Below are 25,391 nucleotides of genomic sequence, written 5' to 3'. Positions count from 1 at the left end.
ATCGTCAAGTCGTGTGGCCACCACGCTAGTCCGCCGCCAGCGGGCGCGAGAGGCTTTGGTAGCTGCAGGACGGCCGACGACCAGTGGAGCGATACACTCCGGACCAACTGCCCTCGTAGCTCAGCGGATAGAGCAGCCGCCTTCTAAGCGGCTGGTCGCAGGTTCGAGTCCTGCCGGGGGCGCTCGTCGGCGGACGCCGTGCCGGTGTGCGAAACATGCGCTCGCCGAGAGCCCACCCATCGACCACCAGACGGGAATACTGCAGCGATGTCCGAATCTCAAGGGAGCGAAGCATTCGATGCCCTGGTGGGACTGCTGGACTACCCGATGTTCGTGGTGACCACGACCAACGGCGCCGAACTGGCCGGATGTCTGGTGGGTTTCGCCAGCCAGACCAGCATCAGTCCGCCCGGGTTTCTTATCGGCCTGTCCAAGAAGAACCGCACCTACCGCGTTGGGTGCGAGGCCACCCACCTGGCCGTACACCTCGTGGCCCGTCGGCACATCGAACTGGCGCGCCTCTTCGGCAGTGAGACCGGTGACCGGGTCAACAAATTCGACCGCGCGGCGTGGCACACCGGTCCGGCGGGCTTACCGATACTCGACGATGCCGGTGCGTGGTTCGCCGGTGAGATCCGTCGTCGCTTCGACGTCGGCGATCACGTCGGCCACCTGCTCGAGCCGGTGGCAGGCCAGTCGACGCGCGATTTCGGCGACTGGGTGACCTCCGCCGATGTCCGCGACCTCACGCCGGGACACGAAGCATGAAACCACCGCATCTGGCGACGGTGGCCGGCCTCGCCGAACTGCTCGAGTACTACCGGGTACCTCCGAACGGCGTGCGGGCCAACATGATCTTCAGCGCCGACGGCGCGGCTGCCTTCGCCGGGCGGGCCGGCCCGCTTTCGGAGCCGGTGGACCAGGCGATGGTGCGGGAGCTTCGCGGATTCGCCGACGCGGTCCTGGTCGGCGCCGGAACCGCTCGTGCCGAGGGCTACGGTCCCGTCCGCGTCGCCACCGGGCAGGGCGGTCGGCCCCTTGCCCGGATCGCCGTCGTCAGTAACTCGGGCGCGCTGCCGGAAACGATGTTCGCGGATTCCGCCCAGCGGCCCATCCTCGTGACGACCGCACGAGCGGCCAAGGATCATGCGCTGACGACCGACAAGCGTCGCGAGGTCGTCCTCGCCGGTGAGGAGAACGTCGATTTCGCCGACTTGCTCGCGCAGTTCCGGGCGCGCGGCATGAAGCGAATCCTCTGCGAAGGCGGACCCACCCTGCTCGATGAACTGACAGCGGCCGATCTGATCGACGAACTGTGCGTGACGATCGCGCCCCGGCTCGCCGGCGTACAGAACGTGGGTCTCGGTGGCGGCGCCCTCGCCACTCCGCGCGCGTTGCACCTCAATCACGCGCTGGCGCACTCGGATTACCTCTATCTCAAGTACTCACGGTCCCCGATGTGACCGCCGACGACGTCGAGCGCCGGCTGAGTCCACTGCCGGACACCGGATACGTCTACCGCACGGCGTGGCGCGTCGCCACCGGCGACATCGACGGCGACCTGCACCTGCGCCTCGACGGGGTGGCCCGCTACATCCAGGAGGTCGGGGCGGAGAACCTCGTCGACGCCGGCGAGGCCGACGACCACCCCCATTGGCTCGTCCAGCGCACCGTCATCGACGTCATCGAGCCGGTCGAGTTTCCTAACGAGGTGTCGTTCAGTCGCTGGTGCTCGGCGTTGTCGACCCGGTGGTGCACGATGCGCGTCGACCTGGTCGGCAGCGACGGCGGCCGCATCGAGACGGAGGGCTTCTGGATCGCCATCAACAGCAAGACCCTGACGCCGCAGCGCGCCTCCGACAGTCTGATCGCGCGGTTCGCGACGACCACCGACGAGCTGCGCCTGAAGTGGCGGCCGTGGCTCCGCAACCTCGACGATGCCGACGAGGTCATGGCTTTTCCGTTGCGGCGCACCGACATCGACTTCTTCGTGCACGTCACCAACACGGCCTACTGGCATGCCATCCACGAAGTCATGGCCCACGTTCCCGACGTCTGCCGCGCTCCGTACCGCACGGTCGTGGAATACCGCCGGCCGATCCGGTACGGCGAGGATGTCAGGATCCGGTGGGCGCGGCGCGGCGACAGAGTGCACATCGCATTGACGGTGGGCGACGACGTCCGGGCCGCCGCGTTGATCGCCAAGTTGTAGCCGGGCCGCTGTGCCGCCGATAGCTCCGTCACGGCCGCCACCGGCCGATACACTCGGCTGGTGAACTCGAAACGCGCTCGCAGGACCGCAGCCGCGGTGTCAGGCAGCGTGTTGACCATCGCGTTGGCGATACCCGCGCATGCCGGCCCGCCGAGCTACGGCAGCAACGGCGTCTTCAACGTCAGCACGAACCCGCGGCCGGGTTGGACGACGGCTTCGATCGAACCCGGGCGGTATCGAGTCGACCAGGCGCCCAGCATGTTTCCCTATCAGAGCGCACCGGGCTCCTGGTACCGATGCCACGACTTTCCGTGCAGCCCCAGCTATCCCGGAAACGTGATCGCCTCGGGTGGGGCGATCCGCGACGTGCCCACGTTCGTCGACATCCTGCCCAGCGATGTCGCGGTGGCCCTGCACAACGTCACGCTCACCATCGCGAACTGAACAGCGGCGCGGTCACTAGGCTGAGCGGGTGATTGATCCCGTACTGGTCCACATCGAGGACCGCATCGCCGTTCTCACCGTCAACGACCCGGAGCGTCGCAACGCGGTCACGTTCGAGATGTCCGCGGCGTTGCGCCAAGCCGTGGATGCCGCGGAGGCGAACCCGCAGGTGCACGCGGTGATCGTCACGGGTGCGGGTAAGGCGTTCTGTGCCGGCGCAGACCTGAGCGCGCTCGGTTCGGCGACCGAGGAGGGGCTGCTCAGGATCTACGACGGCTTCCTCGCGGTCGCCAACTGCGCGCTGCCCACCATCGCGGCGGTCAACGGCGCGGCGGTCGGCGCCGGGCTGAACCTGGCGCTGGCGGCCGACGTGCGTATCGCCGGGCCGGCGGCGCTTTTCGACCCTCGCTTCCAGAAGTTGGGCATCCACCCGGGCGGCGGTGCGACCTGGATGCTGCAGCGAGCGGTCGGGCCACAGGCTGCCCGCGCCTCGTTGCTGTTCGGGATGCGGTTCGACGCCGATGCCGCCGTGCGGTACGGGCTGGCGCTCGAGGTCGCCGAGGACGCGGTGGCCGCCGCGCGTGAGTTGGCCAAGGGGCCGGCGGGCGCACCGCGTGAGGTGGTGCTCGCGACCAAGGCGTCGATGCGAGCGACCGCCAACCCAGGTGTCGTCGACGTCGACCAGCACCGCATCGCGGTCGAGACCGAACTCGGTCCGCAGGCCACCTCCATCAGCTCCCCCGAGTTCGCCGAACGCCTCGCCGCCGCCAAACGCAAGTGACTTTTGGCGGTGTCCGAGCTCGTTTCTGCGTCCAGGGCTGCGCCGCTTCGTAGACCACGACCCTAGACGCAGAATTCAGCGCGACGGGGCGGCGACTCAGACGCTGTCGAGATAGAACCAGCGGCCCGCGCGACGCTCGAACCGGCTGCGCTCGTGCAGTGCGCCCGGCCGCCCGGTGCGGGTGTACCGTGCCTCGAACTCCACCTCGCCGAGTTCATCGTCGGCGCCACCGGAGACCACGTCGGTGATCGTCAGACCACACCACGTCATGTCCGGGTCGACTGTCACCTCCGGCGGGCGCGTACGCGGATGCCAGGTACGAAAAAGATAGTCCGCGAGGCCCTTTGCGAAGGCGACATAGCGCGACCGCATGAGTTGCTCAGCGGTCGCCGCCACGCGCTCACCGTCGTGAAGCGGTTCGCAGCAGGCAAAGTATGCAGCACCGCTGCCGCAGGGACACCCGCGCGTCCTGGCGTGGCCCATGCTTCAGAGATCCAGCAGCGCAGTGTCGGGCGCCTCGATCAGGTCACGCAGCTCGCACATGAACGCCGCCACCGTTGCGCCGTCGGCGATCCGGTGGTCGAACGCACATGTCAACGTCATCGTCGGTCGGGCGACAACCTCGTCGTCGACGACGACTGCGCGCGGCTTGAGCGAGCCGATGCCGAGGATGGCCGCTTCCGGGTAGTTGATCACGGGCACCCCGTCGTCGAGTCCGAGCGCGCCGAAGTTGGACACGGTGAACGTCGAGCCTTGTAGTTCAGTCGGTTTCAGTGTGCCGGCGCGCGCATCGCGGATCAGCCGGGCCACCGCCTCGGCCAGTTCCCGGGTCGTCTTGAGGTGAGCGTCGCCGACGACCGGTACCAGCAGGCCCCGCGGCGCCGCGACCCCGAACCCGAGATGCAGGGCCGAATGGAAGTGAATCTGCGCGGCGTCGTTGGTGTCCACCCAAGTGGCGTTCAGGTGGGGGTGATGCCCCAGCGCGATCGTCAGCAACCGCAATGTCAGCACGAACGGCGTGATCGGCGCGTCCTCGCCGGTGCGGTCACGAAGTCGGTCCCTCAGCCGCAGCAGATTCGTTGCGTCCACCTGCACGGAGGTGTGCGCGTCGGGAATCTCTCTGCGCGACGATGTCATCCGCCGGGCCATCTCGGCCTGCACGCCCCCGACCGTCGCCATGTCCGGGCCGGGTGCGGACGCGCCCGCCGCGGCGAGCACATCGTCGCGGGTGATCACCCCGTCCGGTCCGGAGCCGGCCACTGCACCGAGGTCGACGTTTCGTTCGGCGGCCAGCTTGCGCACCGGCGGCTTGGCGCGGGCACGGTGTGGCCCCTCAGTGGTTGGCGGTGTGGCCGATCGCCTGCTGTGGTCCATCGCGTCATCGGCGCCGTATCCGACCAGCACCGGTTTGCGCTTCGCGGGGGGCGGTTCGGCATCGGTGGCGATCCGCACCAGCGTGGCGCCGACGGCCAGCGTCTCACCCGCACGGCCGCCGAGTTCGACCACTCGACCCGCGTAGGGACTGGGTATCTCGACTTCTGCCTTGTTGGTTTCGACGGTGCACAGGGTCTGGTTGAGTTCGACGTCGTCGCCGACCGAGACGCTCCATGCCGTGATCGTCGCGTCCTCGAGGCCCTCACCCAGATCGGGTACACGAAAATCCATCACGGTCATGGCTGCTCCATCGTTCGTTCGACGCAGTCGAGTAGCCGGTCCACTCCCGGCAGCCACAGGTTCTCAAGCCGCGCAGGCGGATACGGTGTGTCGAACCCTGTCGCCCGCAGCACGGGCGCCTCCAGCTCATAGAACAACTCCTCCTGGATGCGCGCCGCCAGTTCGGCGCCGAAGCCCAGCGTGCGCGGCCCTTCGTGCATCACGACCACCCGGCCGGTGCGGCGCACCGATTCCGCTATCGCGTCGAAGTCCAGCGGGTTCAGCGTGCGCAGGTCGAGCACCTCGATGCTCCAGCGCTTCGCTGCGAGTTCCGCGGCGCTCAGCGCGGTGGCGACCAGCGGGCCGTAGGTCACCACGGTGACGTCCGCGCCGACACGCCGGACCGCGGCCCGCCCGAGCGGCAGCCCCGGTGTCGTGGTGTCGACGGCTTCACGGGCCCAGTAGCGGCGCTTGGGCTCCAGATAGATGACGGGGTCACGGCTGGTGATCGACTGTCGCAGCAGCCAATACGCGTCCGACGGTGTCGAGGGGGCCACGACCTTCAGTCCGGCGGTGTGCAGCCAGTGGGTTTCGGTGGACTCGGAATGGTGTTCCACGGCGCCGATTCCACCGAAGGACGGGATGCGGATCGTCACCGGCATGTCGACGTCGCCCCGGGTGCGCATCCGGTACTTGGCCAGGTGGCTGACGATCTGGTCGAATGCCGGCGCGGCGAACCCGTCGAACTGGATCTCGGGCACCGGAATCAGGCCGCGGATGGCCATGCCGATCGCGATCCCGACGATCCCCGACTCCGCCAGCGGCGTATCGAAACACCGCTGCGGACCGAAGGTTTCGGCAAGCCCCTCGGTGACGCGGAAGACGCCTCCGAGGGCGGCGACGTCTTCGCCGAACACCAGTACCCGATCGTCGCAGGCCATCGCGTCGTGCAATGCGCGGTTGATGGCCTGCACCATGGTCAGTGTCGGCACGGCCGGCATCGGGGTCATGAGCGGCTCGGGAGGTTCCTCGTCTTCGTAGCGTGCCGGCCGGTCGATGATCTGCGTCATCTCACGCCTCCTTGGCCAATTCCGCGCAGAGTTGTTCGCGTTGAGCCGCCAAGTCCGGGGTGATGTCGTGATAGACCGTGTCGAACATGTCGGTGACGTCGAAGTCCTCTGCGCCGACGATCGTGTCCCGCAACCCCGCGCGCAGCCGTTTCGATTTGGTTCTGACCCGCTCTTCGAGCCGATCGGACCACACGCCGATCGACTGCAGATATGTGCGGTAGCGCGTGATCGGGTCGCGGGCCGCCCACTGCTCGACTTCCTCGTGGCTTCGGTAGCGACTCGGATCGTCGGAGGTGGTGTGCGGGCCCATCCGATAGGTGATCGCCTCGACCAGCGTCGGGCCGCCGCCGTCCCTGGCCCGCTGCGCGGCCTGCGCGGTCACCGCGAAGCACGCCAGTACGTCGTTGCCGTCCACCCGGATCCCCGGCATGCCGTAACCGGTGGCGCGGTGCGCGATCGACGGCCCGGCCATCTGCCGGCGAACGGGCACCGAGATCGCCCACTGGTTGTTCTGGACCAAGAACACGCACGGCGCCCGGTACACCGCGGCGACGTTCAGCGCCTCGTGCACGTCGCCGGTGCTGGTGGCCCCGTCGCCGATGAACGCCACCGTCACCGAATCCTCGCCAAGCCGTTGGGCCGCCATCGCCGCGCCCACGGCGTGCAGGCTCTGCGTACCGATGGGGATCGCGATCGGGGCGACGCACTTCTCGGTGAAACCCGGTCCGCCGTGCCATTTACCCCGCCACACCGCGCCGATCTGAGCGGGTGTGATGCCGCGCAGCAGGAAGGCGCCGATCTCGCGGTACTGCGGAAACAGCCAGTCGGTCTTGCGCAGGCATGCGGCGGCGCCGATCTGGGCGGCCTCCTGGCCGCGGCACGAGGCGAACAGCGCCAGTTCGCCCTGTCGCTGCAGGTTGACGAATTCGCCGTCGAGGTCGCGGGTGAGGACCATCGATTCGTAGAGCCAGCCGAGTGTCTCGGGTGGAAGGTCTCTGCGGTATCGGGTGGCCGCGTCCGACGTGGTCGGCGTCCCGTCCGGGGCGACCAGCTGTATGGGCTCCATCTCGACGTCGAGCGACTCGAGGGGTGCCGAAGCCAACCCTGCCATACCGCCTCCTAGGGCCACTGACGACGGGTCGCGCCGTCAGTCGACTGAGGTGCTCAGCACGGAGGCGGGTAGAGCAGGCCCTCCGGTGGGAGGCTGTCGGCTAGTCGCCGGGGTGGGGCGCTAACGCGACGATGCGCTCTGCTCGCCGCAGTACTGGGGCATCCACCATTATGCCCTCGAACTGGAAGACGCCCCGGGCATCGCGGGCCGCGGCCAGCACGTGTCGCGCCCACTGCACCTGCTCGGCGGTCGGCGCATAGCCGTCACGGATGACCGCGACCTGCGAAGGGTGAATCGCGACCTTCACGTCGAAGCCCACCGCGACCGCGTCGTCGACCTCGCCGCGGAGGCCGTCGAGGTCCTTAATGTCGAGGTACACGGAGTCGAGCGCCATCCGCCCATATGCCTTGGCGGCCAGCAGTGTCTGCGACCGCACGTGCTTGGCGACTTCGCGATAGCTGCCGTCGGGATACCGGTTCGCCGTGCCGCCGGTCACCGCGAACAAGTCCTCGGCACCCCACATCAGCGCGACCGCGTTGTCCATGCGCGCCAGGTCGGTAACGGCGAGGGCGCCCAGCGGCGTCTCGATCAGCACCACGACGTCCAGCGGCGCCAGATCGCGCACCTGCCGTGGCTGCTCGGTCTTGGCGAGCATGACCGTGGTGTAGTCGGTCTTCGACAGTGCTTCCAGGTCGAGCGGATGATCCGGTGTGCTGCTGGGGTTGACCCGCACCACCGTGCGCTGCGGGTCCAGCGGCGTCTCGACGAGCGCCGCGCGAGCGGCCTCCCGGTCTTTGGCGGCGACGCCGTCCTCGAGGTCGAGGATCACGACATCGGCGGCCGCGGCGGCCTTTTCGAACCGTTCCGGCCGATCGGCCGGACAGAACAGCCAGGCCGGTCCGCTCGCCGGGACCACTATGCTTCTCCCCCCGGTCCCGTCGGCTGCATGCGCACCATGGTTTTTCGCGAAGCGGTCGCCACGATGTCACCGTGCTGGTTCCGCCCGACGTGCGAGAAGGTCACGATGCCCTCCCCCGGCCGGCTCTTCGACTCCCGCTTTTCGATCACCTCGGATTCGGCATAAAGCGTGTCGCCGTGGAAAAGCGGTTTTGGAAAGGCGATTTCGCCGAAGCCCAGGTTGCCCACGATGGTGCCCTGCGTCAGCTGAGCCACCGACAACCCGACGAGGGTGGACAGTGTGAACATCGAGTTGACCAGCCGCTGATTGAACGGCGGCAAAGCGTCGGAGAACGCGGCGTCCAGGTGCAGCGCCTGGGTGTTCATCGTCAGCGTCGTGAACAACACGTTGTCCGCCTCGGTGATCGTGCGCCCCGGCCGGTGCTGGTACAGGACGCCGGTCTCGAACTCCTCATACCAGAGACCACGCTGAACGATCACCTTCTTGTCACTCACAGACCCAGCTCCCGTCCGATCAACATCAACTGCACTTCCGTTGTGCCCTCGCCGATTTCGAGAATCTTGCTGTCGCGGTAGTGCCGCGCGACGGAGTACTCGTTCATGAAGCCGTACCCGCCGAAGATCTGGGTGGCGTCGCGAGCGTTGTCCATCGCGGCCTCACTGGCCACCATCTTGGCGATCGAGGCCGCCTTCTTGAACGGCTTTCCCGCCAGCATCAGTGCGGCGGCGTCGTAGTAGGCCGTTCGGGCGATATGCGCCCGCGCCTCCATCCGCGCGATCTTGAATGCGATCGCCTGGTAGCTGCCGATCGCCGCGCCGAACGCCTCGCGTTCCTTGGCGTACTTGACCGATTCGTCGACACAGCCCTGCGCCGCACCCACCGACAGCGCGGCGATCGCGATCCGGCCCTCGTCGAGGATGCGCAGGAAATTCGCATATCCCCGGCCGCGTTCGCCGAGCAGGTTGGCCTCGGGAACCCGCACGTCGTCGAAGCTCAACGGGTGGGTGTCCGACGCGTTCCAGCCGACCTTGCTGTACGCCGGTTCGGCGGTGAAACCCTCGATGGGCACCGGTACCAGGATCGACGAAATCTCCTTCTTGCCCCCGCCACCCCCCGTCACAGCGGTCACGGTCACCAGCTTGGTGATATCGGTGCCCGAGTTGGTGATGAACTGTTTGGAGCCGTTGATGACCCAGTGGCCGTCGTCGAGGCGGGCGGTGGTCTTGGTGGCGCCGGCGTCGCTGCCGCCGCCGGCCTCGGTGAGCCCGAACGCGCCGAGCGCCTTACCGCTGGCCAGCAGCGGCAGCCATTCCTGCTTCTGCTCTTCGCTACCGAACCGGTACACCGGCATCGCGCCCAGCGACACCCCCGCCTCGAGCGTGATCGCGACGCTCTGGTCGACCTTGCCGAGTTCCTCCAGGGCAAGGCACAAAGCGAAGTAGTCGCCACCCATGCCGCCGAACTCTTCGGGGAACGGCAGGCCGAAAAGGCCCATGTCGGCCATCCCCGCCACCACCTCGTACGGGAACGAGTGTTCCTCGTCGTGTTTGGCGGCGACGGGCGCCACCACGCTCTGGGCGAAGTCGCGGACGGTCTTCGTCAACTGTTCATAGTGGTCCGGCAGCATGCCGGTGGCCAGAACGTTGCTCATGCTTGCGGCTCCTCGGTTGCCGTTATCCGGGCCAGCAGTTGACCCACCTTGACTTGATCTCCTTGTGCGACAAGGAGTTCGACCACGCCGTCGACGGGCGCGGTCAGTGCGTGTTCCATCTTCATCGCCTCGACGGTCACCACAACAGTGCCCGCGGCAACCCGATCGCCATCGCCGACCCCGACTGCCACAATGGAACCCGGCATGGGGCTGGTCAGCTCGGCGTCGCCGCTGTGCGCGTCGTCCGGCCGCACCGGGGCCTCACGAACCTCCTCGACCGCGAGGGTACGGTCGCCACCGGCAAGCCAAACCCGTCCGTCATCGGCGGCGACGACGTAATCGGTGCGCACACCGTCGAACGTGACCGCCAGCCGATCGCCTGCCAGCGACGCCGAAAGCGGATGTGGTCGGCCGTCTTCGATCACCGCGTTCGCCGCCGCCGGTGTGCCGGTGAGGTGGACGTGGTCGGTGCGCTCACCGGACTGCAACCGGTACGTCGTGGGCGCATGGTGGCCTATCCGCCAGCCCGACGGGGCGGCCCACAGGTCCGCGACGGGTTGCGGCCATGCGCGCAGCCATTTGTATGCCGCAGCGGCGACCAGGTCGCGGTCCTGCGCGGTCGCCGGTTGGAAACCCGGTGCGCGACGGTCGAGTAGACCGGTGTCGAGGCGGCCCGCGGTGACATCGGGGTCGGCGAGAAGGAATCGCAGGAACTCGATATTGGTGGTGACACCGAGCACGGCGGTATCGGCCAAGGCCCGGTCCAGGGCGCGCAGGGCACCGGCACGGTCGGCGGCGTGCGCAATGACCTTCGACAGCATCGGGTCGTAGTCGCTGCCGATCACCGAGCCACACGCCAACCCCGAGTCGACACGGACGCCGGGTCCCTGTGGCTCGACGAGGTCGAACACCCGGCCACCCGTCGGCAGGAAACCGCGTCCGGGATCTTCGGCGTAAACCCGGGCCTCGACGGCATGCCCGGTCATGGTGATGTCGTCCTGTGCGATCGACAGTTTCTCGCCCGCGGCGATGCGCACCTGCTGCTCGACGAGGTCGACGCCGGTGACCATTTCGGTGACCGGGTGCTCGACCTGCAGGCGGGTGTTCATCTCCATGAAGAAGAATTCGTCGGGCCGGTCCGCGGACACGATGAACTCGACCGTGCCCGCACCGCTGTAGTCGACGCTACGCGCGGTGTCGCAGGCCGCCGCGCCGATCCTCGCCCGCGTCGCCTCGTCCAGCAGCGGGGACGGTGCCTCCTCGACGACCTTCTGATGGCGGCGCTGCAGGCTGCACTCGCGCTCGCCGAGGTGCACCACGTTGCCGTAGCCGTCCGCGAGCACCTGTACCTCGATGTGGCGCGGATTCAACACGAACCGTTCCAGGAACAGCGTGTCGTCACCGAACGCGGCGGCAGCCTCGCGACGGGCGCTCGCCACCGCGGCCGGCAGTTGCCCGGGCTCATGCACCACGCGCATGCCCTTTCCGCCACCGCCCGCCGACGGTTTCACCAGCACCGGGAACCCGACCTCCTCGGCGCCTGCGACGAGGTCGTCGTCGGACAGGCCGGGACGGGACACGCCGGGCACCACCGGCACCCCGAACGCCGACGCCGCGGCCTTTGCCGCGATCTTGTCGCCCATGGTCTGGATCGCGCCGACCGGCGGGCCGATGAACACGATACCGGCGTCTCGCAGGGCCGCGGCGAATTGTGCGTTCTCCGAGAGGAATCCGTAGCCGGGATGAACGGCCTGGGCACCGGTTCGTCGGGCCGCGGCGACCACCGCGTCGATGTTGAGGTAGCTCTCCCGGGCCGCGGACGGGCCGATGTGCACCGCGATGTCGGCCTCGGCGACGTGGCGGGCGCCGGCATCGGCGTCGCTGAACACCGCGACCGAACGTATCCCCATGGCGCGCAACGTGCGGATGACCCGGACGGCGATCTCGCCCCGGTTGGCGACCAGGACGGTGTGGAAGGTCAGGGTTTCAGCCATCATCACATCCGGAAGACACCGTAGGAAATCGACTCGAGCGGAGCCTGACCGACGACCGAAAGCGCCAGCCCGAGCACCGTTCTCGTGTCCACGGGGTCGATGACACCGTCGTCCCACAACCGCGCGGTCGAGTAGTACGGATTGCCCTGGTACTCGTACTGCGCACGAATCGGCGCCTTGAAGTCCTCCTCTTCTTCGGCGGTCATTTCACCGCGCACGGTCGCCAGTACCGATGCGGCTTGCTCGCCACCCATCACCGAGATCCTGGCATTGGGCCACATCCACAGGAAGCGCGGCGAATACGCACGCCCGCACATCGAGTAGTTACCCGCCCCGTACGAGCCGCCGATCACCACCGTCAGCTTCGGCACCCGCGCGCACGCCACCGCGGTGACCATTTTCGCGCCGTGCTTGGCGATGCCGCCCGCCTCGTAGTCGCGACCGACCATGAAGCCGGAGATGTTCTGCAGGAAGACCAGTGGTGTGTTCCGCTTATCGCACAGCTCGATGAAATGTGCGCCCTTGAGCGCTGATTCGCTGAACAGCACGCCGTTATTGGCGATGATGCCCACCGGATGGCCGTGGATCCGGGCGAATCCGGTCACCAGGGTGGCGCCGTATTCGGCCTTGAACTCGGCGAATTCGCCGCCGTCCACGATGCGCGTGACAACCTCGTGCACGTCGTAGGGCACCCGCGAGTCGACCGGCACCACGTCGTAGAGCTCGGTCTGATCGGCCACCGGCTCCAAAGTCGGGCGCAGCTCCCACGGCAGCGGCTCGCGGGGGCCCAGGGTGGCGACGATGCGCCGCACGATGCGCAGCGCATCGCGGTCGTCGTGGGCCAAATGATCTGTCACACCGGAGGTTTTGGAGTGCAGATCGCCGCCGCCGAGTTCCTCGGCTGTGACCACCTCACCGGTTGCGGCCTTCACCAACGGTGGCCCGCCGAGGAAGATGGTGCCCTGGTCGCGCACGATCACCGCCTCGTCGCTCATCGCGGGAACGTACGCGCCGCCGGCAGTGCAGGACCCCAGCACGGCCGCGATCTGCGGAATGCCCTCGGCTGAGAGGTTGGCCTGGTTGTAGAAGATGCGGCCGAAGTGGTCGCGATCCGGAAACACCTCGTCCTGGCGGGGCAGGAACGCCCCGCCGGAGTCGACCAGATAGATGCAGGGCAGCCGGTTCTGGCCGGCGACCTCCTGGGCGCGCAGATGCTTTTTGACCGTGATCGGGTAGTAGGTGCCGCCCTTGACGGTAGCGTCGTTGGCGACGATCACGCATTCGCGCCCGGAAACACGGCCGATCCCGGTGATCATGCCCGCGCCCGGGGACTCGTCGTCGTACATGCCGTCGGCGGCCAGCGGGGACAGTTCCAGGAACGGGCTGCCCGGGTCCAGCAGGCCGTCCACCCGGTCGCGCGGCAACAACTTGCCGCGGCTGACATGACGCTCGCGGGCGCGCTCGGGGCCGCCGAGCGCTGCGGCGGCGAGCTTCGAACGCAGTTCGTCTACCAGCGCGAGATGCTGCTCGCGATGTGAAGGCCGCGATGCCATCGGTGAACCCGTTCAGTTGAGTTAATGACGAATAACCCATGGTATGTTAGTCACGATTAACCGAGTTGTCTACAGCTGGCGGGAGGCGCGGTGTCCCCTACTCCGGTCTCCCCGGTGCCTGCTACCACCCGACGCAGCAAGGCGAAATCGGATCGCCGCTCCCAGTTGATCGCCGCAGCGGAGCGATTGGTGGCGGAGCGGGGCTATCTGGCGGTGCGGCTGGAGGATATCGGCGCGGCGGCCGGAGTCAGCGGACCGGCGATCTACCGTCACTTCCCCAACAAGGAGGCGTTGCTGGTCGAGTTGCTGGTCGGGATCAGCACCCGGCTGCTGGCGGGCGCGATGGAGGTCGTCGCCAGCGCCGACGATCCCGCGTCGGCGCTGGACGCTCTGATCGACTTTCACTTGGACTTCGCGCTCGAAGAGTCCGACCTCATCCGCATCCAGGACCGTGACCTCGGCAATCTGCCCCCCTCGGCCAAGCGTCAGGTGCGCAAGGCGCAACGCCAATACGTCGAGATCTGGGTGGACGTGCTGCGACGGGTCAACGAGTCGCTCGCGGAGGCCGACGCCCGGCTGATGGCGCACGCGACGTTCGGGCTGCTGAACTCAACGCCGCACGCGCTCAAACCGGGTAGCGCAAAAACGGCCGAGGCCAGCCCGCGAACCGTCTTGAAGACAATGACGGTCGCGGCGCTGACCCCGGCCGCTGGGGAGACTTGAGCGTCTAGTACCAGGCTCGCCTGCCGCCGACAGGGCGGCCCATGGATCCCAGAATCCAGAACACCGCGCCGATGACCATGAGGATGATCCCGATGGTCCACAGGATATTGATCCCGAAGATCAGGCCGAGGATGAGCAGGATCGCTCCGAGGATAATCATGTGTATTCCTTTCGAATCAGCAATCGCCAGTGGATTACTGGCTGGGTTCGGGCAGATCGCAGTTTTCCACCTTGGGGTTGACGCCCGCATAGTTCAGCGGACCGACGACGACCGTCAAAGCGATGCTTCCCGCTGTTGCGCAATTGGTTTCACTGGTCTGGAAGTAGCCGCGTTGGTACGCGGCGAATGCGCCGATCAGCAACCAGACGAGCACCAGAACGCCGAGAATTCCGCCACCTCGCATGCTGCGCCTCCTTTGTCGCGCCCGATCGGCGCGTGCGCAGCGTTTACCCGGCAGATAATTTCGGTAAACGTGGCTACGGCGTCAATTCGGTTACGGGTTCGGATGCTGGCCGAAAGCCGCAATCAGCCACTCGCGCATGGCTTTGACCAGCATGGCGCGATTCTCGCGCTTGTCGATCTCGTGGCCGTCGTCGTCGAACATCAGCAGTTCGACTTTTCGGTTAAGCGCTTGCAGCGCTTCGAACATTTGCTGGGACTCACTGGGCGGCACGTTGGTGTCGTTGGCGCCGTGCACCAGTAGCAACGGCGCGGTCATCGCCTCGACGCGCTGTAGCGGCGATAGATGCTCGAGCAGATCGCGGTCCCCGACCGGGTGACCGTACTTGGGGTAGGCGGCGGCCGCGATCCAGGGTTCGGTGTTGCGGTACCAGGTGTTCAGATCACTCATGCCGCAGATGCTGATCCCGGCGGCGAACCTCCCCGGGTGGAAGGTGAGCGCCGCCTGCGTCAGATAGCCGCCGTACGACCAGCCACAGCACGCCATGCGGTCGACCGGCGCGACACCGTGTTCGACGAGGTAGGCGACCGCATCGGCGACGTCGTCGATCGCGGCGAACCGTCCCTCTCTGTCGTCGGCGTGCATGAACGTCCTGCCGAAGCCTCCGGAACCCCGCACGTTCGGCAGGAAGACGCTGATGCCCTCCTCGAGCAACGGCGGGAAGAACTCGTTGTAGCCAGGCCTGCCCTGGCCCTCGGGCCCGCCGTGCAAGAACAGCATCGCGCCGATCGTCGGGACGCCTTCGGGCGGGCGGAACAACCAGCCGGTGAAGCGCAGACCGTCACGCGCGGTGACGGTCTCCAGCGTCGGGTCTGCGCTGAGCGGCCCAGAGCTGGGTTCGCGGCCGACGACCTCCCACACCCCGGTGCGCGGGTCGACCAGCTCGACGGTCGGCGGGGTGGCCGGGCCCTCGACCGTCATCGCCAGCATCGAGCCGCCTGCGCTGATACTCAACTGGCTGGCCACCATGCCGGGCAGCGGGATTCGCTCGTGCAGTGTGTTGTCGCCGAGCTCGAGGATCTGTAATTCGCTGGCGCCGTGTATGTTCCACAACATCGCCACCGTCGACATGTCGTCGCTGACGGTGAACTCGTCGAGCTCGTAGCCGGGGTGCTCGGCAACGACTTGATAAGCCACGCCGTCGGCCGTGACCGTGACCTCAAGCAGGCGCGCATGCTCGGTGCCGTTTTCGCTGCGGATCAGGGCGCGCACATAGCCTTCGGTGCTGCCGAGGTCGTACATGGTCGCCGGCTGGTACAGGTTGGTGAGCTCGCCTTCGACCCCGGCGCGTAGTCGGCGCGCGTAATGGTCGTCGAGGATGATGCCGGTATCCGTGGTCGAGCCTGGATCGTATGGCAGCAAAGCGGTTTCGGTGCCACCGCGAAGCATGATCAGGTCGCGGTAGCCGCGCGGCCCGACCCGCACCAGTGCGGCGCCGGCCCAGGCGTCGACCAACCGGCCGCCGGAGCGCCGATCCAGCACGGTGGTGCGGCCAGTCGCCGGGTCGATCAGACACGAGCTACCGACCCCATCCTCGCCGGTCAGGATCGCCGCCACCCGAGTTCCGTCCCAGTTGATCAACTCGGCGGTGCCCTCCGGCGCTCCGGGGTGCCACGAGTCGATGCGACGGGCGTCACGGTCGTCTGGATCAGTTGTCACCACCCAGATCTGAGTGCGGGTACTGCCATCGGGGGCCACTTCACATGCGAGCCAGTGACCGTCGGCCGAGTGCAGCACCCGCGTCACCGGGCCTTCGACGGGCAACTCCACATCGCGCGACGAGCTTGCCCGCCAGCCGCGCAGGAAACGCTGCACCGCGCGCGGGAAGCCACCGTCGTCGACCAGATGTGCGAACGCGGTGGCGTCCGGCGACATCGACGCGCCGTAGACCCTGCGAACGTGCTCTCCCACCGGACCGATTGTGCCTAACCCGGGCAAGCGAGATGTCGCCGCACGGCCTGTTGAGCGGTCGCCCAGGTACCCTCGCACCCATGAGGTGGGTATGACCGATACACCACGGCCCGGTCGCGACGAGCAGTCGCAGGGCTACGGCCATCCGGGGTACAGCGATCCGGCGTACGCCAGCCAGGCGTACGGCCCCACCTATCAGGCACCCCCGAGACCTGCACCGACGGAGCGACTGCCGTCGTACGGCGCCTACGGGTACGACCCCTATGGGACCGGCCAGTACGGGGCACCGTACCCGCCCGGCGAGTCGTCGGCGCCGCCGCCGGAGGAACCGAAGTCGCCCCGCTGGCTCTGGATCGTCGCAGGGATCGCGGTGCTGACGGTGATCGGTCTGGTGATCGCGCTGGTCGTCGTCAACAGTTCGCAGCAGCAGACCGTCGTCGCACCACCCCCGATGCAGGAACCCGACTTCACCACGCCGATCCCCACGACGACGCGCCCGCCGACCGTCCCGCGGACGACCCGGCCGAGCGTGCCCGTGGTGCCGACGGTGCCGAGTACGCCCCGCACGACGACCCCCGGCGTGCCCCAGACCGTCGTCTATGTGGTCAGTGGTTCGGGGCGCGCCATCAACATCACCTACGTCGACACCGGTGGTCTGCTGCAGACCGAGTTCAACGTGATGCTGCCGTGGAGCAAGGAAGTCGAGTTGTCCGAATCGGCCGCGGCGTCGGCGAGTGTCAGCATCATCAACGTCGGCCGCGAAGTGAACTGTTCGATCACCGTCGACGGCGCCGTGGTTCAGCAGCGCACCGGTGCCGGCCTGACCATCTGCACGGCCAGCGGTTAACCCGGCGCGCGCGGGACGCGAACGGCGAGCATGGCCAACAGTCCCGCGGCGAGCACCACGACCAGCCCGCCCATACCCGCCCGGTCCGTACCGAAGACCGCGATGAACAGCGAGAACAGGAACGGCGCAAGATACGAAACGGCGCGGCCGGTGGTCGTGTAAAGGCCGAACGCGACGCCCTCCTTGCCGTGGGCCGACATGCGCAGCATCAGCGTCCGCGCGGCAGACAGCGTCGGCCCGATGAACAGGCACAGCGCCAGCCCGCATAGCCAGAACGCCAGTGCCCCGTTCAGCGCCATCAGCGTGAGGCCGACGCCGATCATCGCGGCGAGCGAGACGACGATGACCGGTTTGGCGCCGAACCGATCGTCGAGCAGACCGCCGAGGACGGCGCCGACGGCGGCGATCGTGCTGGCGCTCACCCCGAACAGCAGCACGTCGGCCTCGGAGACGCCATAGACCCGCACGCCGAGCACCGCGCCGAACGCGAAGATCCCCGTGAGACCGTCACGGAACACTGCGCTGGCGATCAGGTAGTACACGACGTTGTGATCACGACGCCATTCGCTGCGGATGTCGGTCCACAGCTTGCGGTATCCGCCGACAAACCCGACCCTCCGCTGTTGCTCCACTGGTCCGGGTCTCACGCTGGGCACGGCTAGCAGCACCGGTACGGCGAAGAGCCCGAACCAGACGGCCGTGAAAACCATGGCGGCCCTGACGTTCTGGCCGTCCTCGACCGGCAGACCCAGCATCCCGCCGTCACCTGAGATGAACCCCAGGTAGACCACCAACAACAGCGTGACACTGCCGAAATAGCCCAAGCCGAGGCCGAATCCGGAGATCTGGCCGGATGTCTGCGGTGTCGACAGCTGGCGCAGCATCGCGTTGTAGGGCACGGTTGCCAGTTCGTTGCACGCCGACGCGCAACCCAGGAGCACCAAACCGAGCGCCAGGTAGCGGTAGTCATCGCGGACCAGGCTCATCGCCGAGATCAGCACCACCGCCGTCACGCTGAGCACGGCCAGCACGCGGCGGCGTCGCCACGGCGCGTCGACCCACACCCCGGTCACCGGCGCCAGCAGGGCCACGGCCAGTCCGGCCGCGCCCAGCGCCCAGCCGAGCCAACTGGTCGCGCTGATGTCCCCAGGCAGGTCGGCGCCGACGGTGTTGGTGAGGTAGATCGAGAACACGAAGGTCACGACCACCGCGTTCAGTCCGGTGGCGCCGAAGTCCCACAGCGCCCACGAGATGATCTGTCGGCGACCCGCAGTCCGTGGGGACGGCCGGCCTGAATCGGGTGGGTCGCTCATGGTGCGCCAACGATATAGTCCTGTCCATGCCAGTACCCGCACCCAGCGCGGACGCCCGCGCGGTGGTCACCGGCGCGTCGCAGAACATCGGCGAGGCGCTGGCCGGCGAACTCGCGGCCCGCGGACACCACCTGATCATCACCGCACGCCGCGAGGATGTGCTGCGGGCGCTTGCCGACCGGCTCACCGACCAGTACGGCGTCACGGTGGAGGTGCGTCCCGTCGACCTGGCCGACCCGACCGAACGCACCAAGCTGTGTGAGGAGTTGGCGACGCGCGACATCTCGATCCTGTGTGCGAATGCGGGCACCGCGACGTTCGGTCCGGTGGCGTCGCTGGACCCGGCCGACGAGAAGGCGCAAGTTCAGCTGAACGTGCTCGGCGTGCATGATCTGGTGCTCGCCGTCTTGCCGGGGATGGTCCAGCGTAAGGCGGGCGGAATCCTGATTTCGGGCTCAGCGGCGGGCAATTCGCCGATTCCCAACAATGCGACCTACGCCGCGACCAAGGCGTTCGTCAACACGTTCAGCGAGTCGCTGCGCGGCGAGCTCAAGAAGGTCGGCGTGCACGTGACGCTGCTGGCCCCCGGCCCCGTACGCGAGACGCTGCCCAACGTCGATGAACAGTCGCTGGTGGAGAAGGTGATTCCCGACTTCTTGTGGATCTCCACGGAGTACACGGCCAAGCAGTCGCTGGATGCGTTGGAGCGCAACAAGATGCGCGTCGTCCCCGGCGTGACGTCGAAGGCGATGTCGGTGGCGGCGGGATACACGCCGCGGGCGATCGTGACGCCGATCGTCGGCGCCGTCTACAAGAAACTCGGCGCCGGATAAGGCCCTGCTGATTTCGCGAAATAGCATTCCTGGTCGTCGAATCGGCCTATCTACAGCCGGGAATGCTATTTCGGCGCGACTGTCAGCGCCTGCGGCGACGGCCGGTCCCGAAGATGCTGCGGGTGATCTCGCGGCCGATCACCGTGCCGGCCGAGCGCATCGCGCTCTTGAACGCCGCGCTGTTGACCACCTTCTCCATCATCCCGGGCTCGGCGGCGTCGCGTGACCTCGCCTGCCCCGATGCCGTCGCGCCGCCGACATCGGGGGGCAGCGGTGGTGGCAACGCATCGGAGGCAGCGGACTTTGGCGGCGCCAATCGGGCGTTGAGCCGCTCGTAGGCCGACTCCCGGTCGATACTCTGACCGTATTCTGCTTGCAGCGGACTGGCTTTCGCCGCCGCGGTGATCGCGTCGGGGCCGATGGTGTCCATCAACGAGCGCGGGGCACGCATCCGCGTCCACGCCACCGGCGTCGGCGCGCCCTTCTCCGACAGCACGGTGACGATCGCCTCGCCGATGCCCAGCGAGGTCAATGCCGACTTCAGCTCGTAGACATCGGTTTTCGGGTATGTGCGCACGGTCTTGGACAGCGCCTTTTCGTCGTCGGGCGTGAACGCCCGCAGCGCATGCTGAATCCGGGCACCCAGTTGGGAGAGCACGTCGTTGGGAACGTCGGTCGGCAACTGCGTGCAGAAGAACACGCCGACGCCCTTGGACCGAATCAGCTTCACGGTCTGTTCCACCTGTTCGAGGAACGCCTTGGACGCGTCCGAGAACAGCAGATGGGCTTCGTCGAAGAAGAAGACAAGCTTCGGCTTGTCGAGGTCGCCGACTTCGGGAAGTGTCGAGAACAGGTCGGCGAGCACCCACATCAGGAAGGTGGAGAACATCACAGGCCGGGCGGCCTGGCTGCCGAGCTCGAGCAGCGTGATGATTCCGCGGCCCTGATCGTCGACCCGCAGCAGATCGTCAGGCTCGAGTTCGGGTTCGCCGAAGAACGTGTCGCCGCCGTCGGCTTCGAGGTTGAGCAGCGCTCGCAGGATCACCCCCGCGGTCGTGGCGGACACCGCGCCGAGCGCCTTGAGTTCGGGCTTGCCCTCGTCGCTGGTGAGGTACTGGATCACCGCGCGCAGATCCTTGAGGTCGAGCAGTGACCAGCCCTTCTGGTCGGCGAAATGAAAGATCAGGCCCAGCGTCGACTCCTGCGTGGCGTTCAGGCCGAGCACTTTGGCCAGCAGAATCGGTCCGAAGCTGGAGATCGTCGCCCGCACGGGCACCCCAACCCCCGTCGTCCCCAGCGACAGAAACTCGACCGGAAAGGCGCTGGGCGCCCAGTCGTCCCCGGTGTCTGTGGCCCGCGCCGTGAGGTTGTCGTTGGCCTCACCGGGTCGTGACAGCCCCGACAGGTCACCCTTCACGTCGGCCATCACGCACGGCACGCCCGCTGCTGAGAGCTGCTCGGCCAGCACCTGCAGCGATTTCGTCTTTCCGGTGCCGGTGGCGCCCGCAATCAGACCGTGACGGTTGACGGTGGCCAGCGGAATGCGAACCTGCGCGGCCGGGTCGCACACGCCGTCGACGACGACGGCGCCGAGTTCCAGAGCCGCACCTCCGACCGCGTAACCTGCGGCGATCTGCTGGGCGGGGGTAGGGCTCGACTCACTGGCCATGGTTGGCACCCTAACTTGCGCGCCATCCCGTATGGGCGGGTGCAGCCCGGATGTGACCGCAAGGCTTACTGTGAGCGTCGTGCGCGACGAACTGGTGTGGATCGACTGCGAGATGACCGGCCTCGATCTCAAGACCGACCGGCTCATCGAGATCGCGGTGCTGGTGACAGACGCCGACCTCAACATCCTCGGCGACGGCATCGACGTCGTCATCCACGCCGACGACGAGGCGTTGGCGTCGATGATCCCCGTGGTGACCGAGATGCACACCAGATCCGGGCTGATCGACGAGGTCAGAGCCTCGCCCGTCACCCTGCCTGAAGCCGAGGAGATGGTGCTCGACTACATTCGCACGCACGTCAAACAGGCCAAGACGGCGCCGCTGGCCGGCAACTCCATCGCCACCGACCGCGGCTTCATCGCCCGCGACATGCCCAAGCTCGACGACTACCTGCATTACCGGATGATCGACGTCAGCTCGATCAAGGAGTTGTGCCGGCGCTGGTATCCGCGGATCTACTTCGGGCAACCCGAGAAGGGCCTCGCGCACCGCGCGCTAGCCGACATTCACGAGTCGATCCGCGAACTCGAGTACTACCGCCGTACCGCGTTCGTCGCCGTACCCGGACCGTCGACCAGCGATATCGCGGCCGTCGCCGAAGAATTGAAGCCTGCCGCCGAGGACGCGAAGAGTATCGATTCGGCCGCCGAGCGTTCAAGCGGCTAGTATCGACGTCGCCGTATCCCACCCGGGTGCGCGGCAATGGTGGCTGTAGTTCAGTTGGTAGAGCACCAGGTTGTGATCCTGGATGTCGCGGGTTCGAGTCCCGTCAGCCACCCAGACGGGTCAGGGAGTGAATCTTCGCTCCCTGACCCTTTTTTTCCTGCCCGACGCGACAGCAGCGCGCACGTCGGTGCCGCGTCAGACGCCGGCGTTGCCCGCTTCCCACTGCTCCCACGGGATGTTCCAATCGCCGAGGCCGTCGGTGCCCGGCAACGTCGACCCGACGGTGTTGACGATCTCGACGACGTCCCCGCGTTTCGAATTGTTGTGGAACCACTGCCCGTTGCTGGTGCTGACGTTGATGCAGCCGTGGCTGACGTTGCTGTAGCCCTGGCTGCCCACCGACCACGGCGCGGCGTGCACATAGATGCCGCTGTAGGAGATCTGGGTGGCCCAGTCCACCTCCGTGCGATACCCGTTGGGGGAGTTGACCGGTACGCCGTACGTCGAGGAATCCATCACCATGTGCGAGAGGCGGTCGCCGACGATGTAGGCCCCGTTGTTGGTGGGCGTGCTGTTCTTGCCCATCGACACCGGCATGGTCTTCACCACCTCGCCGTTGCGTCTGACGGTCATCGTCTTCGTGTTGTCGTCGATGCTGGTGATGACCTCGTCGCCGATGGTGAAGCTCGTGCTGACGTCGTCCTGCCCGAACAGACCGTCTCCGAGGTCGACACCGTAAGTGTTCACCGCGACGTCGATTTTCGTGCCGGGCTTCCAGTACTTCGCGGGGCGCCACCGCACCTCGCGGTTGTTCAGCCAGTAGAAGGCGCCCTCGACCGGCGGGTCGGTCTTGATCTTGATTGCCTTCTGCGCGGCCAACCGGTTGGGAATGTATTCGTCGAACCGAATCGCCACCGGTTGTCCCACGCCGACGACCTCGCCGTCGTTCGGGAGCACGTACGGCATCGTCAAGTTCTCCGGCGAATGCGTCTCGAACGACATCCGCCTGGTGGTGGCTCCGCCGAGCCCGAGCGATTCCGCCGTGAGCGTGTAGTGCTTGTTGTAGCCGAGGGGTTCAGTGGTGGCCCAGGTCAGGCCGTCCGGGCTCAATGCGCCCGCAACGGCCTTGCCGGACTCGTTCACCATGCTCACCGCCCCGAGGACGCCATCCCCCGCGCTGACCGTCACAGGTGAGTCCACGCTCACGCCGACGGCGCCGTCCGTCACCGACGCGGTCAGCTTGGGGACGAGCAGGTCGCCGAAGGGCGTGCCCTTGTCGTCGATCACCTGCGGCTGCGGCGGCGCCGAATTGCCGCCGCAAGCAGACAACGCGAGCGCGACAACGGGGATCAGCGCAGCGGTAACCAACCACGCGCGTCGAAACGGACGGGCCGTTGAACGGACTCGCCACATTGCTAACTCCACCTCGCAACCAGGGATGACTGATCGATGATTCTTGGCAACAGTCTAAGGGCAAATCCGAATCGGAGTTACGACGCGGACATCGACGACATACCCCGTCGGCGCAGATTTCACGCAGCGCAGCAGGTCCTGTTATTGTCGCAGCGCGCGCCGTTAGCTCAGTTGGTAGAGCAGCTGACTCTTAATCAGCGGGTCCGGGGTTCGAAACCCTGACGGCGCACCAAATCACTCTCCTCGTGAGCTGACTTGCCCGAACTCCTGAGTCTTCGCCCGCTCCCAACGGCTTCTTGACTCGGAGACCACGCTGATGAGCACGGTTTCGGCGCCCTTGGTCAATCGTGAAAGGCGCCGGCGAGTCGCTACCCGATGACGTTGCCGGGCACAGTGGGAAATTGCCCGTGTGATCCCGTTTATTGACGCGGCCGTAGTGTGCTGGAAATTACATATCTAGGGTATTGAGGTCATCGGACCGGAGGCGTCCATCGTTGCGCAAACGGGTGGACTTCTCGACTTCTTCGCGTTTACGCTGCTAGAAATCGATCTCATCTGCTACAGTCCGGTTAGCTGACAGATCGATCGCCTAAAAGCGGCCAGGAATCAGAAGGGGATACGGACTTAGCTGATGCCCCAGTCATGCGGTTCATTTGGAGCGGGCCCGGCGGGCGCGGATGCATCCGCTGAAGTAACTGCCCAAATTCCGGTCGCGGTCTACACCTGCGGCCGGCTTGGCCGGGTCGCCAATCCCCCCGGGTTCTCCTTCGCCGATTGGTTCCGCTCGGCGCGACGCCGCTGAACCGTCTGCTCAGCGCTGCCGGATCCGCCGTACGACAACCACGAGCACAATCACTCCCACGCCGGTAAGCGACACGGCCACCGCCGGTTTTGTGACAAACCGCACCACCGCGGCCTTGGCGTCGTCGGCCAGCCGGCTGGGGTTGGCGCGCTCGGCGAGTGTGTCCACCGTCGCCGCGAGTTGCTCCCGAGCCTGATCGATGTCCCGCTTGATGGTCTCGGGATCACGGTCCACCACGTGCGCCTCCAAGCCGTCCATGTCACTGCTCCCAGTCGGAGCCTGCCGATCTACCCTAGAGCAGCCCGCGCTCGCTGCAGCGCACCGGTCGACAGAAGGGATGCCCCCGCGTGCCACAGACTCCGCGACTCGAGGTGGGCGACAAAGCCCCGGCCTTCAGCCTGCCCGACGCCGACGGCAACACCGTGAAGCTCTCCGACTACAAGGGCCGCAAGGTCATCGTGTACTTCTATCCGGCGGCGTCGACGCCCGGCTGCACCAAACAGGCCTGCGACTTCCGGGACAACCTGCGTGAGCTCAACGATGCCGGACTCGACGTCATCGGCGTCTCCCCCGACAAGCCAGAGAAGCTGGCCAAGTTTCGCGACAAGGAGAAGCTGACGTTTCCGCTGCTGTCGGATCCGGATCGAGAAGTGCTCACCGCATGGGGCACGTTCGGCGAGAAGACGATGTACGGCAAGACGGTTCAGGGCGTCATTCGGTCGACGTTCGTCGTCGACGAGAAGGGCAAGATCGCCGAGGCGCAGTACAACGTCAAGGCTGCACATACGTCAACAAAGATTCAGAAGATCATCGCAGAGTTGGGGACCTGACCGCTTACCCATTTCTCCGTACGGCGGCGGGTCCGTTAACTAGAATGCGCAATTGCGAAAACGTGCCCTACACGACGGAGGCTGACATGACCGCAATGGACCGCCGGCCGAATTCCTTCGAGATGAGCACCGAAGACCAATATCGAATCGCGCGCTTGTATGAAGAGGTGAGCAGCCGGTTGGAGGAGATGGCGCTGATCGGCGCGAGGGTCACTGGGATCCCACTTACCCCTGACACCGTGCGGAAGTTCGCCCCCCACGCCGGTGCGGATTTCACCTACGATGTCGACATCGAGATCATCTGCGGGCCGACCGCGTGCGGCTGCATGTATCGCGATGCCTCCGGCAATTGGGCCTGGGCCTATCCCTGCGCTTGAGTGCCCTCCGAGTAGCCGGTCGGATCTCCCCTGTGTCACCGGTGCGTCGAACTCGTTGCGTGGCTTCACCTCGCGGCACCGACTGCATGAACGGAAC

General features: G+C 66.8%; 27 protein-coding genes and 3 tRNA genes. 14 read left to right on the top strand and 16 right to left on the bottom strand.

Going from position 1 to position 25,391, the window contains the following annotated elements; translation table 11 throughout:
• The first annotated feature begins 109 nt into the window (after window positions 1–109).
• From QGN32_RS20145 to QGN32_RS20120, 6 genes are all read left to right on the top strand, one after another.
• Window positions 110–182, top strand: a tRNA-Arg gene (locus tag QGN32_RS20145).
• A gap of 85 nt (window positions 183–267) precedes the next feature.
• On the top strand, window positions 268–768 hold the full coding sequence (locus QGN32_RS20140; RefSeq protein ID WP_326546028.1) for a flavin reductase family protein: 501 nt from the start codon (window positions 268–270) through the stop codon (window positions 766–768).
• Window positions 765–1,463, top strand: coding sequence for a pyrimidine reductase family protein (locus tag QGN32_RS20135; protein ID WP_326546027.1), 699 nt, complete (start codon window positions 765–767; stop codon window positions 1,461–1,463). The genes QGN32_RS20140 and QGN32_RS20135 overlap by 4 nt, the downstream gene beginning before the upstream one ends.
• On the top strand, window positions 1,460–2,212 hold the full coding sequence (locus tag QGN32_RS20130; protein WP_326546026.1) for an acyl-[acyl-carrier-protein] thioesterase: 753 nt from the start codon (window positions 1,460–1,462) through the stop codon (window positions 2,210–2,212). Before QGN32_RS20135 ends, QGN32_RS20130 begins: the two co-directional genes overlap by 4 nt.
• A gap of 96 nt (window positions 2,213–2,308) precedes the next feature.
• Window positions 2,309–2,656: a hypothetical protein gene (locus QGN32_RS20125; protein WP_442791854.1), complete on the top strand. Its 348-nt coding sequence runs from the start codon at window positions 2,309–2,311 to the stop codon at window positions 2,654–2,656.
• A 28-nt stretch (window positions 2,657–2,684) separates the two neighbouring features.
• A complete protein-coding gene (locus QGN32_RS20120) occupies window positions 2,685–3,437 on the top strand; it encodes an enoyl-CoA hydratase (protein WP_326546024.1) in 753 nt (250 codons plus the stop codon).
• A gap of 96 nt (window positions 3,438–3,533) precedes the next feature.
• On the opposite strand, the gene QGN32_RS20115 is transcribed toward QGN32_RS20120, so the two are convergent.
• The 9 genes from QGN32_RS20115 to QGN32_RS20075 all read right to left on the bottom strand — a co-directional run bounded on the left by QGN32_RS20115 (window position 3,534) and on the right by QGN32_RS20075 (window position 13,388).
• Entirely contained in the window at window positions 3,534–3,920 is a 387-nt protein-coding gene (locus tag QGN32_RS20115; RefSeq protein ID WP_326546023.1) for a YchJ family protein, read from the bottom strand.
• A gap of 3 nt (window positions 3,921–3,923) precedes the next feature.
• Entirely contained in the window at window positions 3,924–5,111 is a 1,188-nt protein-coding gene (locus QGN32_RS20110) for a dihydrolipoamide acetyltransferase family protein (RefSeq protein WP_326546022.1), read from the bottom strand.
• Window positions 5,108–6,160, bottom strand: coding sequence for an alpha-ketoacid dehydrogenase subunit beta (locus QGN32_RS20105; protein WP_326546021.1), 1,053 nt, complete (start codon window positions 6,158–6,160; stop codon window positions 5,108–5,110). The genes QGN32_RS20110 and QGN32_RS20105 overlap by 4 nt, the downstream gene beginning before the upstream one ends.
• Window position 6,161: 1 nt before the next feature.
• Complete coding sequence (gene pdhA / locus QGN32_RS20100; protein ID WP_326546020.1) at window positions 6,162–7,271, bottom strand: pyruvate dehydrogenase (acetyl-transferring) E1 component subunit alpha; 1,110 nt, start codon at window positions 7,269–7,271, stop codon at window positions 6,162–6,164.
• A 100-nt stretch (window positions 7,272–7,371) separates the two neighbouring features.
• Window positions 7,372–8,187, bottom strand: a complete 816-nt coding sequence (locus QGN32_RS20095) for an HpcH/HpaI aldolase/citrate lyase family protein (protein WP_442791731.1) — start codon at window positions 8,185–8,187, stop codon at window positions 7,372–7,374.
• The gene (locus QGN32_RS20090) at window positions 8,187–8,684 is read right to left on the bottom strand and encodes a MaoC family dehydratase (RefSeq protein ID WP_326546019.1); all 498 of its coding nucleotides are present in this window, start codon (window positions 8,682–8,684) and stop codon (window positions 8,187–8,189) included. Before QGN32_RS20090 ends, QGN32_RS20095 begins: the two co-directional genes overlap by 1 nt.
• Window positions 8,681–9,841, bottom strand: a complete 1,161-nt coding sequence (locus tag QGN32_RS20085) for an acyl-CoA dehydrogenase family protein (RefSeq protein WP_326546018.1) — start codon at window positions 9,839–9,841, stop codon at window positions 8,681–8,683. The genes QGN32_RS20090 and QGN32_RS20085 overlap by 4 nt, the downstream gene beginning before the upstream one ends.
• Window positions 9,838–11,835 carry an ATP-binding protein gene (locus QGN32_RS20080; RefSeq protein WP_326546017.1) on the bottom strand — a complete coding sequence of 666 codons (1,998 nt, stop codon included), beginning with the start codon at window positions 11,833–11,835 and terminating at the stop codon, window positions 9,838–9,840. The genes QGN32_RS20085 and QGN32_RS20080 overlap by 4 nt, the downstream gene beginning before the upstream one ends.
• Before the next feature lie 2 nt (window positions 11,836–11,837).
• Window positions 11,838–13,388, bottom strand: a complete 1,551-nt coding sequence (locus QGN32_RS20075; protein ID WP_326546016.1) for a carboxyl transferase domain-containing protein — start codon at window positions 13,386–13,388, stop codon at window positions 11,838–11,840.
• 114 nt (window positions 13,389–13,502) lie between these two features.
• On the opposite strand from QGN32_RS20075, the gene QGN32_RS20070 reads away from it, so the two are divergent.
• A complete protein-coding gene (locus QGN32_RS20070) occupies window positions 13,503–14,111 on the top strand; it encodes an SACE_7040 family transcriptional regulator (RefSeq protein WP_442791730.1) in 609 nt (202 codons plus the stop codon).
• Window positions 14,112–14,115: 4 nt separating this feature from the next.
• Here the strand turns inward: QGN32_RS20070 and QGN32_RS20065 are convergent, their stop codons facing one another.
• From QGN32_RS20065 to QGN32_RS20055, 3 genes are all read right to left on the bottom strand, one after another.
• The gene (locus tag QGN32_RS20065) at window positions 14,116–14,271 is read right to left on the bottom strand and encodes a DUF6131 family protein (RefSeq protein WP_094286318.1); all 156 of its coding nucleotides are present in this window, start codon (window positions 14,269–14,271) and stop codon (window positions 14,116–14,118) included.
• A gap of 34 nt (window positions 14,272–14,305) precedes the next feature.
• Entirely contained in the window at window positions 14,306–14,515 is a 210-nt protein-coding gene (locus QGN32_RS20060; RefSeq protein WP_326546014.1) for a hypothetical protein, read from the bottom strand.
• A 90-nt stretch (window positions 14,516–14,605) separates the two neighbouring features.
• A complete protein-coding gene (locus tag QGN32_RS20055; RefSeq protein ID WP_326549173.1) occupies window positions 14,606–16,447 on the bottom strand; it encodes an alpha/beta hydrolase family protein in 1,842 nt (613 codons plus the stop codon).
• A gap of 127 nt (window positions 16,448–16,574) precedes the next feature.
• Between QGN32_RS20055 and QGN32_RS20050 the strand changes: the two genes are divergently transcribed.
• Window positions 16,575–17,330, top strand: a complete 756-nt coding sequence (locus QGN32_RS20050) for an MmpS family transport accessory protein (RefSeq protein WP_326546013.1) — start codon at window positions 16,575–16,577, stop codon at window positions 17,328–17,330.
• Here QGN32_RS20050 and QGN32_RS20045 read toward each other — a convergent pair.
• Window positions 17,327–18,643, bottom strand: a complete 1,317-nt coding sequence (locus QGN32_RS20045; RefSeq protein WP_326546012.1) for an MFS transporter — start codon at window positions 18,641–18,643, stop codon at window positions 17,327–17,329. The two genes, QGN32_RS20050 and QGN32_RS20045, sit on opposite strands and share 4 nt — an antisense overlap.
• A gap of 26 nt (window positions 18,644–18,669) precedes the next feature.
• Here QGN32_RS20045 and cmrA point away from each other — a divergent pair, with 26 nt between their 5' ends.
• A complete protein-coding gene (gene cmrA / locus QGN32_RS20040) occupies window positions 18,670–19,476 on the top strand; it encodes a mycolate reductase (RefSeq protein WP_326546011.1) in 807 nt (268 codons plus the stop codon).
• An 82-nt stretch (window positions 19,477–19,558) separates the two neighbouring features.
• Here the strand turns inward: cmrA and QGN32_RS20035 are convergent, their stop codons facing one another.
• The gene (locus QGN32_RS20035; protein ID WP_326546010.1) at window positions 19,559–21,145 is read right to left on the bottom strand and encodes a helicase HerA-like domain-containing protein; all 1,587 of its coding nucleotides are present in this window, start codon (window positions 21,143–21,145) and stop codon (window positions 19,559–19,561) included.
• A gap of 79 nt (window positions 21,146–21,224) precedes the next feature.
• On the opposite strand from QGN32_RS20035, the gene orn reads away from it, so the two are divergent.
• Both orn and QGN32_RS20025 read left to right on the top strand, forming a co-directional pair.
• Window positions 21,225–21,872, top strand: coding sequence for an oligoribonuclease (gene orn, locus QGN32_RS20030; protein ID WP_326546009.1), 648 nt, complete (start codon window positions 21,225–21,227; stop codon window positions 21,870–21,872).
• A 39-nt stretch (window positions 21,873–21,911) separates the two neighbouring features.
• Window positions 21,912–21,984 (top strand) — tRNA-His (locus tag QGN32_RS20025).
• Window positions 21,985–22,067: 83 nt separating this feature from the next.
• On the opposite strand, the gene QGN32_RS20020 is transcribed toward QGN32_RS20025, so the two are convergent.
• Window positions 22,068–23,285, bottom strand: a complete 1,218-nt coding sequence (locus QGN32_RS20020) for a L,D-transpeptidase (RefSeq protein WP_326546008.1) — start codon at window positions 23,283–23,285, stop codon at window positions 22,068–22,070.
• Window positions 23,286–23,441: 156 nt separating this feature from the next.
• Between QGN32_RS20020 and QGN32_RS20015 the strand changes: the two genes are divergently transcribed.
• Window positions 23,442–23,517, top strand: a tRNA-Lys gene (locus QGN32_RS20015).
• 579 nt (window positions 23,518–24,096) lie between these two features.
• On the opposite strand, the gene QGN32_RS20010 is transcribed toward QGN32_RS20015, so the two are convergent.
• The gene (locus QGN32_RS20010; RefSeq protein WP_326549172.1) at window positions 24,097–24,324 is read right to left on the bottom strand and encodes a DUF3618 domain-containing protein; all 228 of its coding nucleotides are present in this window, start codon (window positions 24,322–24,324) and stop codon (window positions 24,097–24,099) included.
• Window positions 24,325–24,434: 110 nt separating this feature from the next.
• Here QGN32_RS20010 and bcp point away from each other — a divergent pair, with 110 nt between their 5' ends.
• The gene (bcp, locus tag QGN32_RS20005) at window positions 24,435–24,917 is read left to right on the top strand and encodes a thioredoxin-dependent thiol peroxidase (protein WP_326546007.1); all 483 of its coding nucleotides are present in this window, start codon (window positions 24,435–24,437) and stop codon (window positions 24,915–24,917) included.
• 86 nt (window positions 24,918–25,003) lie between these two features.
• Entirely contained in the window at window positions 25,004–25,294 is a 291-nt protein-coding gene (locus QGN32_RS20000) for a hypothetical protein (RefSeq protein WP_326546006.1), read from the top strand.
• The last annotated feature ends 97 nt before the right edge of the window (window positions 25,295–25,391 follow it).

Origin of the sequence: Mycolicibacterium sp. ND9-15, assembly GCF_035918395.1 — a bacterium.
Classification (GTDB): Bacteria; Actinomycetota; Actinomycetes; order Mycobacteriales; family Mycobacteriaceae; genus Mycobacterium.
Note: the sequence above shows the minus strand (reverse complement) of the source record. Positions and strands in the feature narration are given on the sequence as shown.

What these genes read in the sequence shown, in the direction of transcription:
- QGN32_RS20140 (WP_326546028.1), top strand. Translation starts at nt 268, where the DNA reads ATGTCCGAATCTCAAGGGAGCGAAGCATTCGATGCCCTGGTGGGACTG.
- QGN32_RS20110 (WP_326546022.1), bottom strand. Translation starts at nt 5,111, where the DNA reads ATGACCGTGATGGATTTTCGTGTACCCGATCTGGGTGAGGGCCTCGAG.
- QGN32_RS20000 (WP_326546006.1), top strand. Translation starts at nt 25,004, where the DNA reads ATGACCGCAATGGACCGCCGGCCGAATTCCTTCGAGATGAGCACCGAA.
- pdhA (WP_326546020.1), bottom strand. Translation starts at nt 7,271, where the DNA reads ATGGCAGGGTTGGCTTCGGCACCCCTCGAGTCGCTCGACGTCGAGATG.
- QGN32_RS20115 (WP_326546023.1), bottom strand. Translation starts at nt 3,920, where the DNA reads ATGGGCCACGCCAGGACGCGCGGGTGTCCCTGCGGCAGCGGTGCTGCA.
- QGN32_RS20020 (WP_326546008.1), bottom strand. Translation starts at nt 23,285, where the DNA reads ATGTGGCGAGTCCGTTCAACGGCCCGTCCGTTTCGACGCGCGTGGTTG.
- QGN32_RS20075 (WP_326546016.1), bottom strand. Translation starts at nt 13,388, where the DNA reads ATGGCATCGCGGCCTTCACATCGCGAGCAGCATCTCGCGCTGGTAGAC.
- QGN32_RS20045 (WP_326546012.1), bottom strand. Translation starts at nt 18,643, where the DNA reads ATGAGCGACCCACCCGATTCAGGCCGGCCGTCCCCACGGACTGCGGGT.
- QGN32_RS20085 (WP_326546018.1), bottom strand. Translation starts at nt 9,841, where the DNA reads ATGAGCAACGTTCTGGCCACCGGCATGCTGCCGGACCACTATGAACAG.
- QGN32_RS20065 (WP_094286318.1), bottom strand. Translation starts at nt 14,271, where the DNA reads ATGATTATCCTCGGAGCGATCCTGCTCATCCTCGGCCTGATCTTCGGG.
- cmrA (WP_326546011.1), top strand. Translation starts at nt 18,670, where the DNA reads ATGCCAGTACCCGCACCCAGCGCGGACGCCCGCGCGGTGGTCACCGGC.
- QGN32_RS20050 (WP_326546013.1), top strand. Translation starts at nt 16,575, where the DNA reads ATGACCGATACACCACGGCCCGGTCGCGACGAGCAGTCGCAGGGCTAC.
- QGN32_RS20135 (WP_326546027.1), top strand. Translation starts at nt 765, where the DNA reads ATGAAACCACCGCATCTGGCGACGGTGGCCGGCCTCGCCGAACTGCTC.
- QGN32_RS20080 (WP_326546017.1), bottom strand. Translation starts at nt 11,835, where the DNA reads ATGGCTGAAACCCTGACCTTCCACACCGTCCTGGTCGCCAACCGGGGC.
- QGN32_RS20055 (WP_326549173.1), bottom strand. Translation starts at nt 16,447, where the DNA reads ATGTCGCCGGACGCCACCGCGTTCGCACATCTGGTCGACGACGGTGGC.
- QGN32_RS20035 (WP_326546010.1), bottom strand. Translation starts at nt 21,145, where the DNA reads ATGGCCAGTGAGTCGAGCCCTACCCCCGCCCAGCAGATCGCCGCAGGT.
- QGN32_RS20105 (WP_326546021.1), bottom strand. Translation starts at nt 6,160, where the DNA reads ATGACGCAGATCATCGACCGGCCGGCACGCTACGAAGACGAGGAACCT.
- QGN32_RS20060 (WP_326546014.1), bottom strand. Translation starts at nt 14,515, where the DNA reads ATGCGAGGTGGCGGAATTCTCGGCGTTCTGGTGCTCGTCTGGTTGCTG.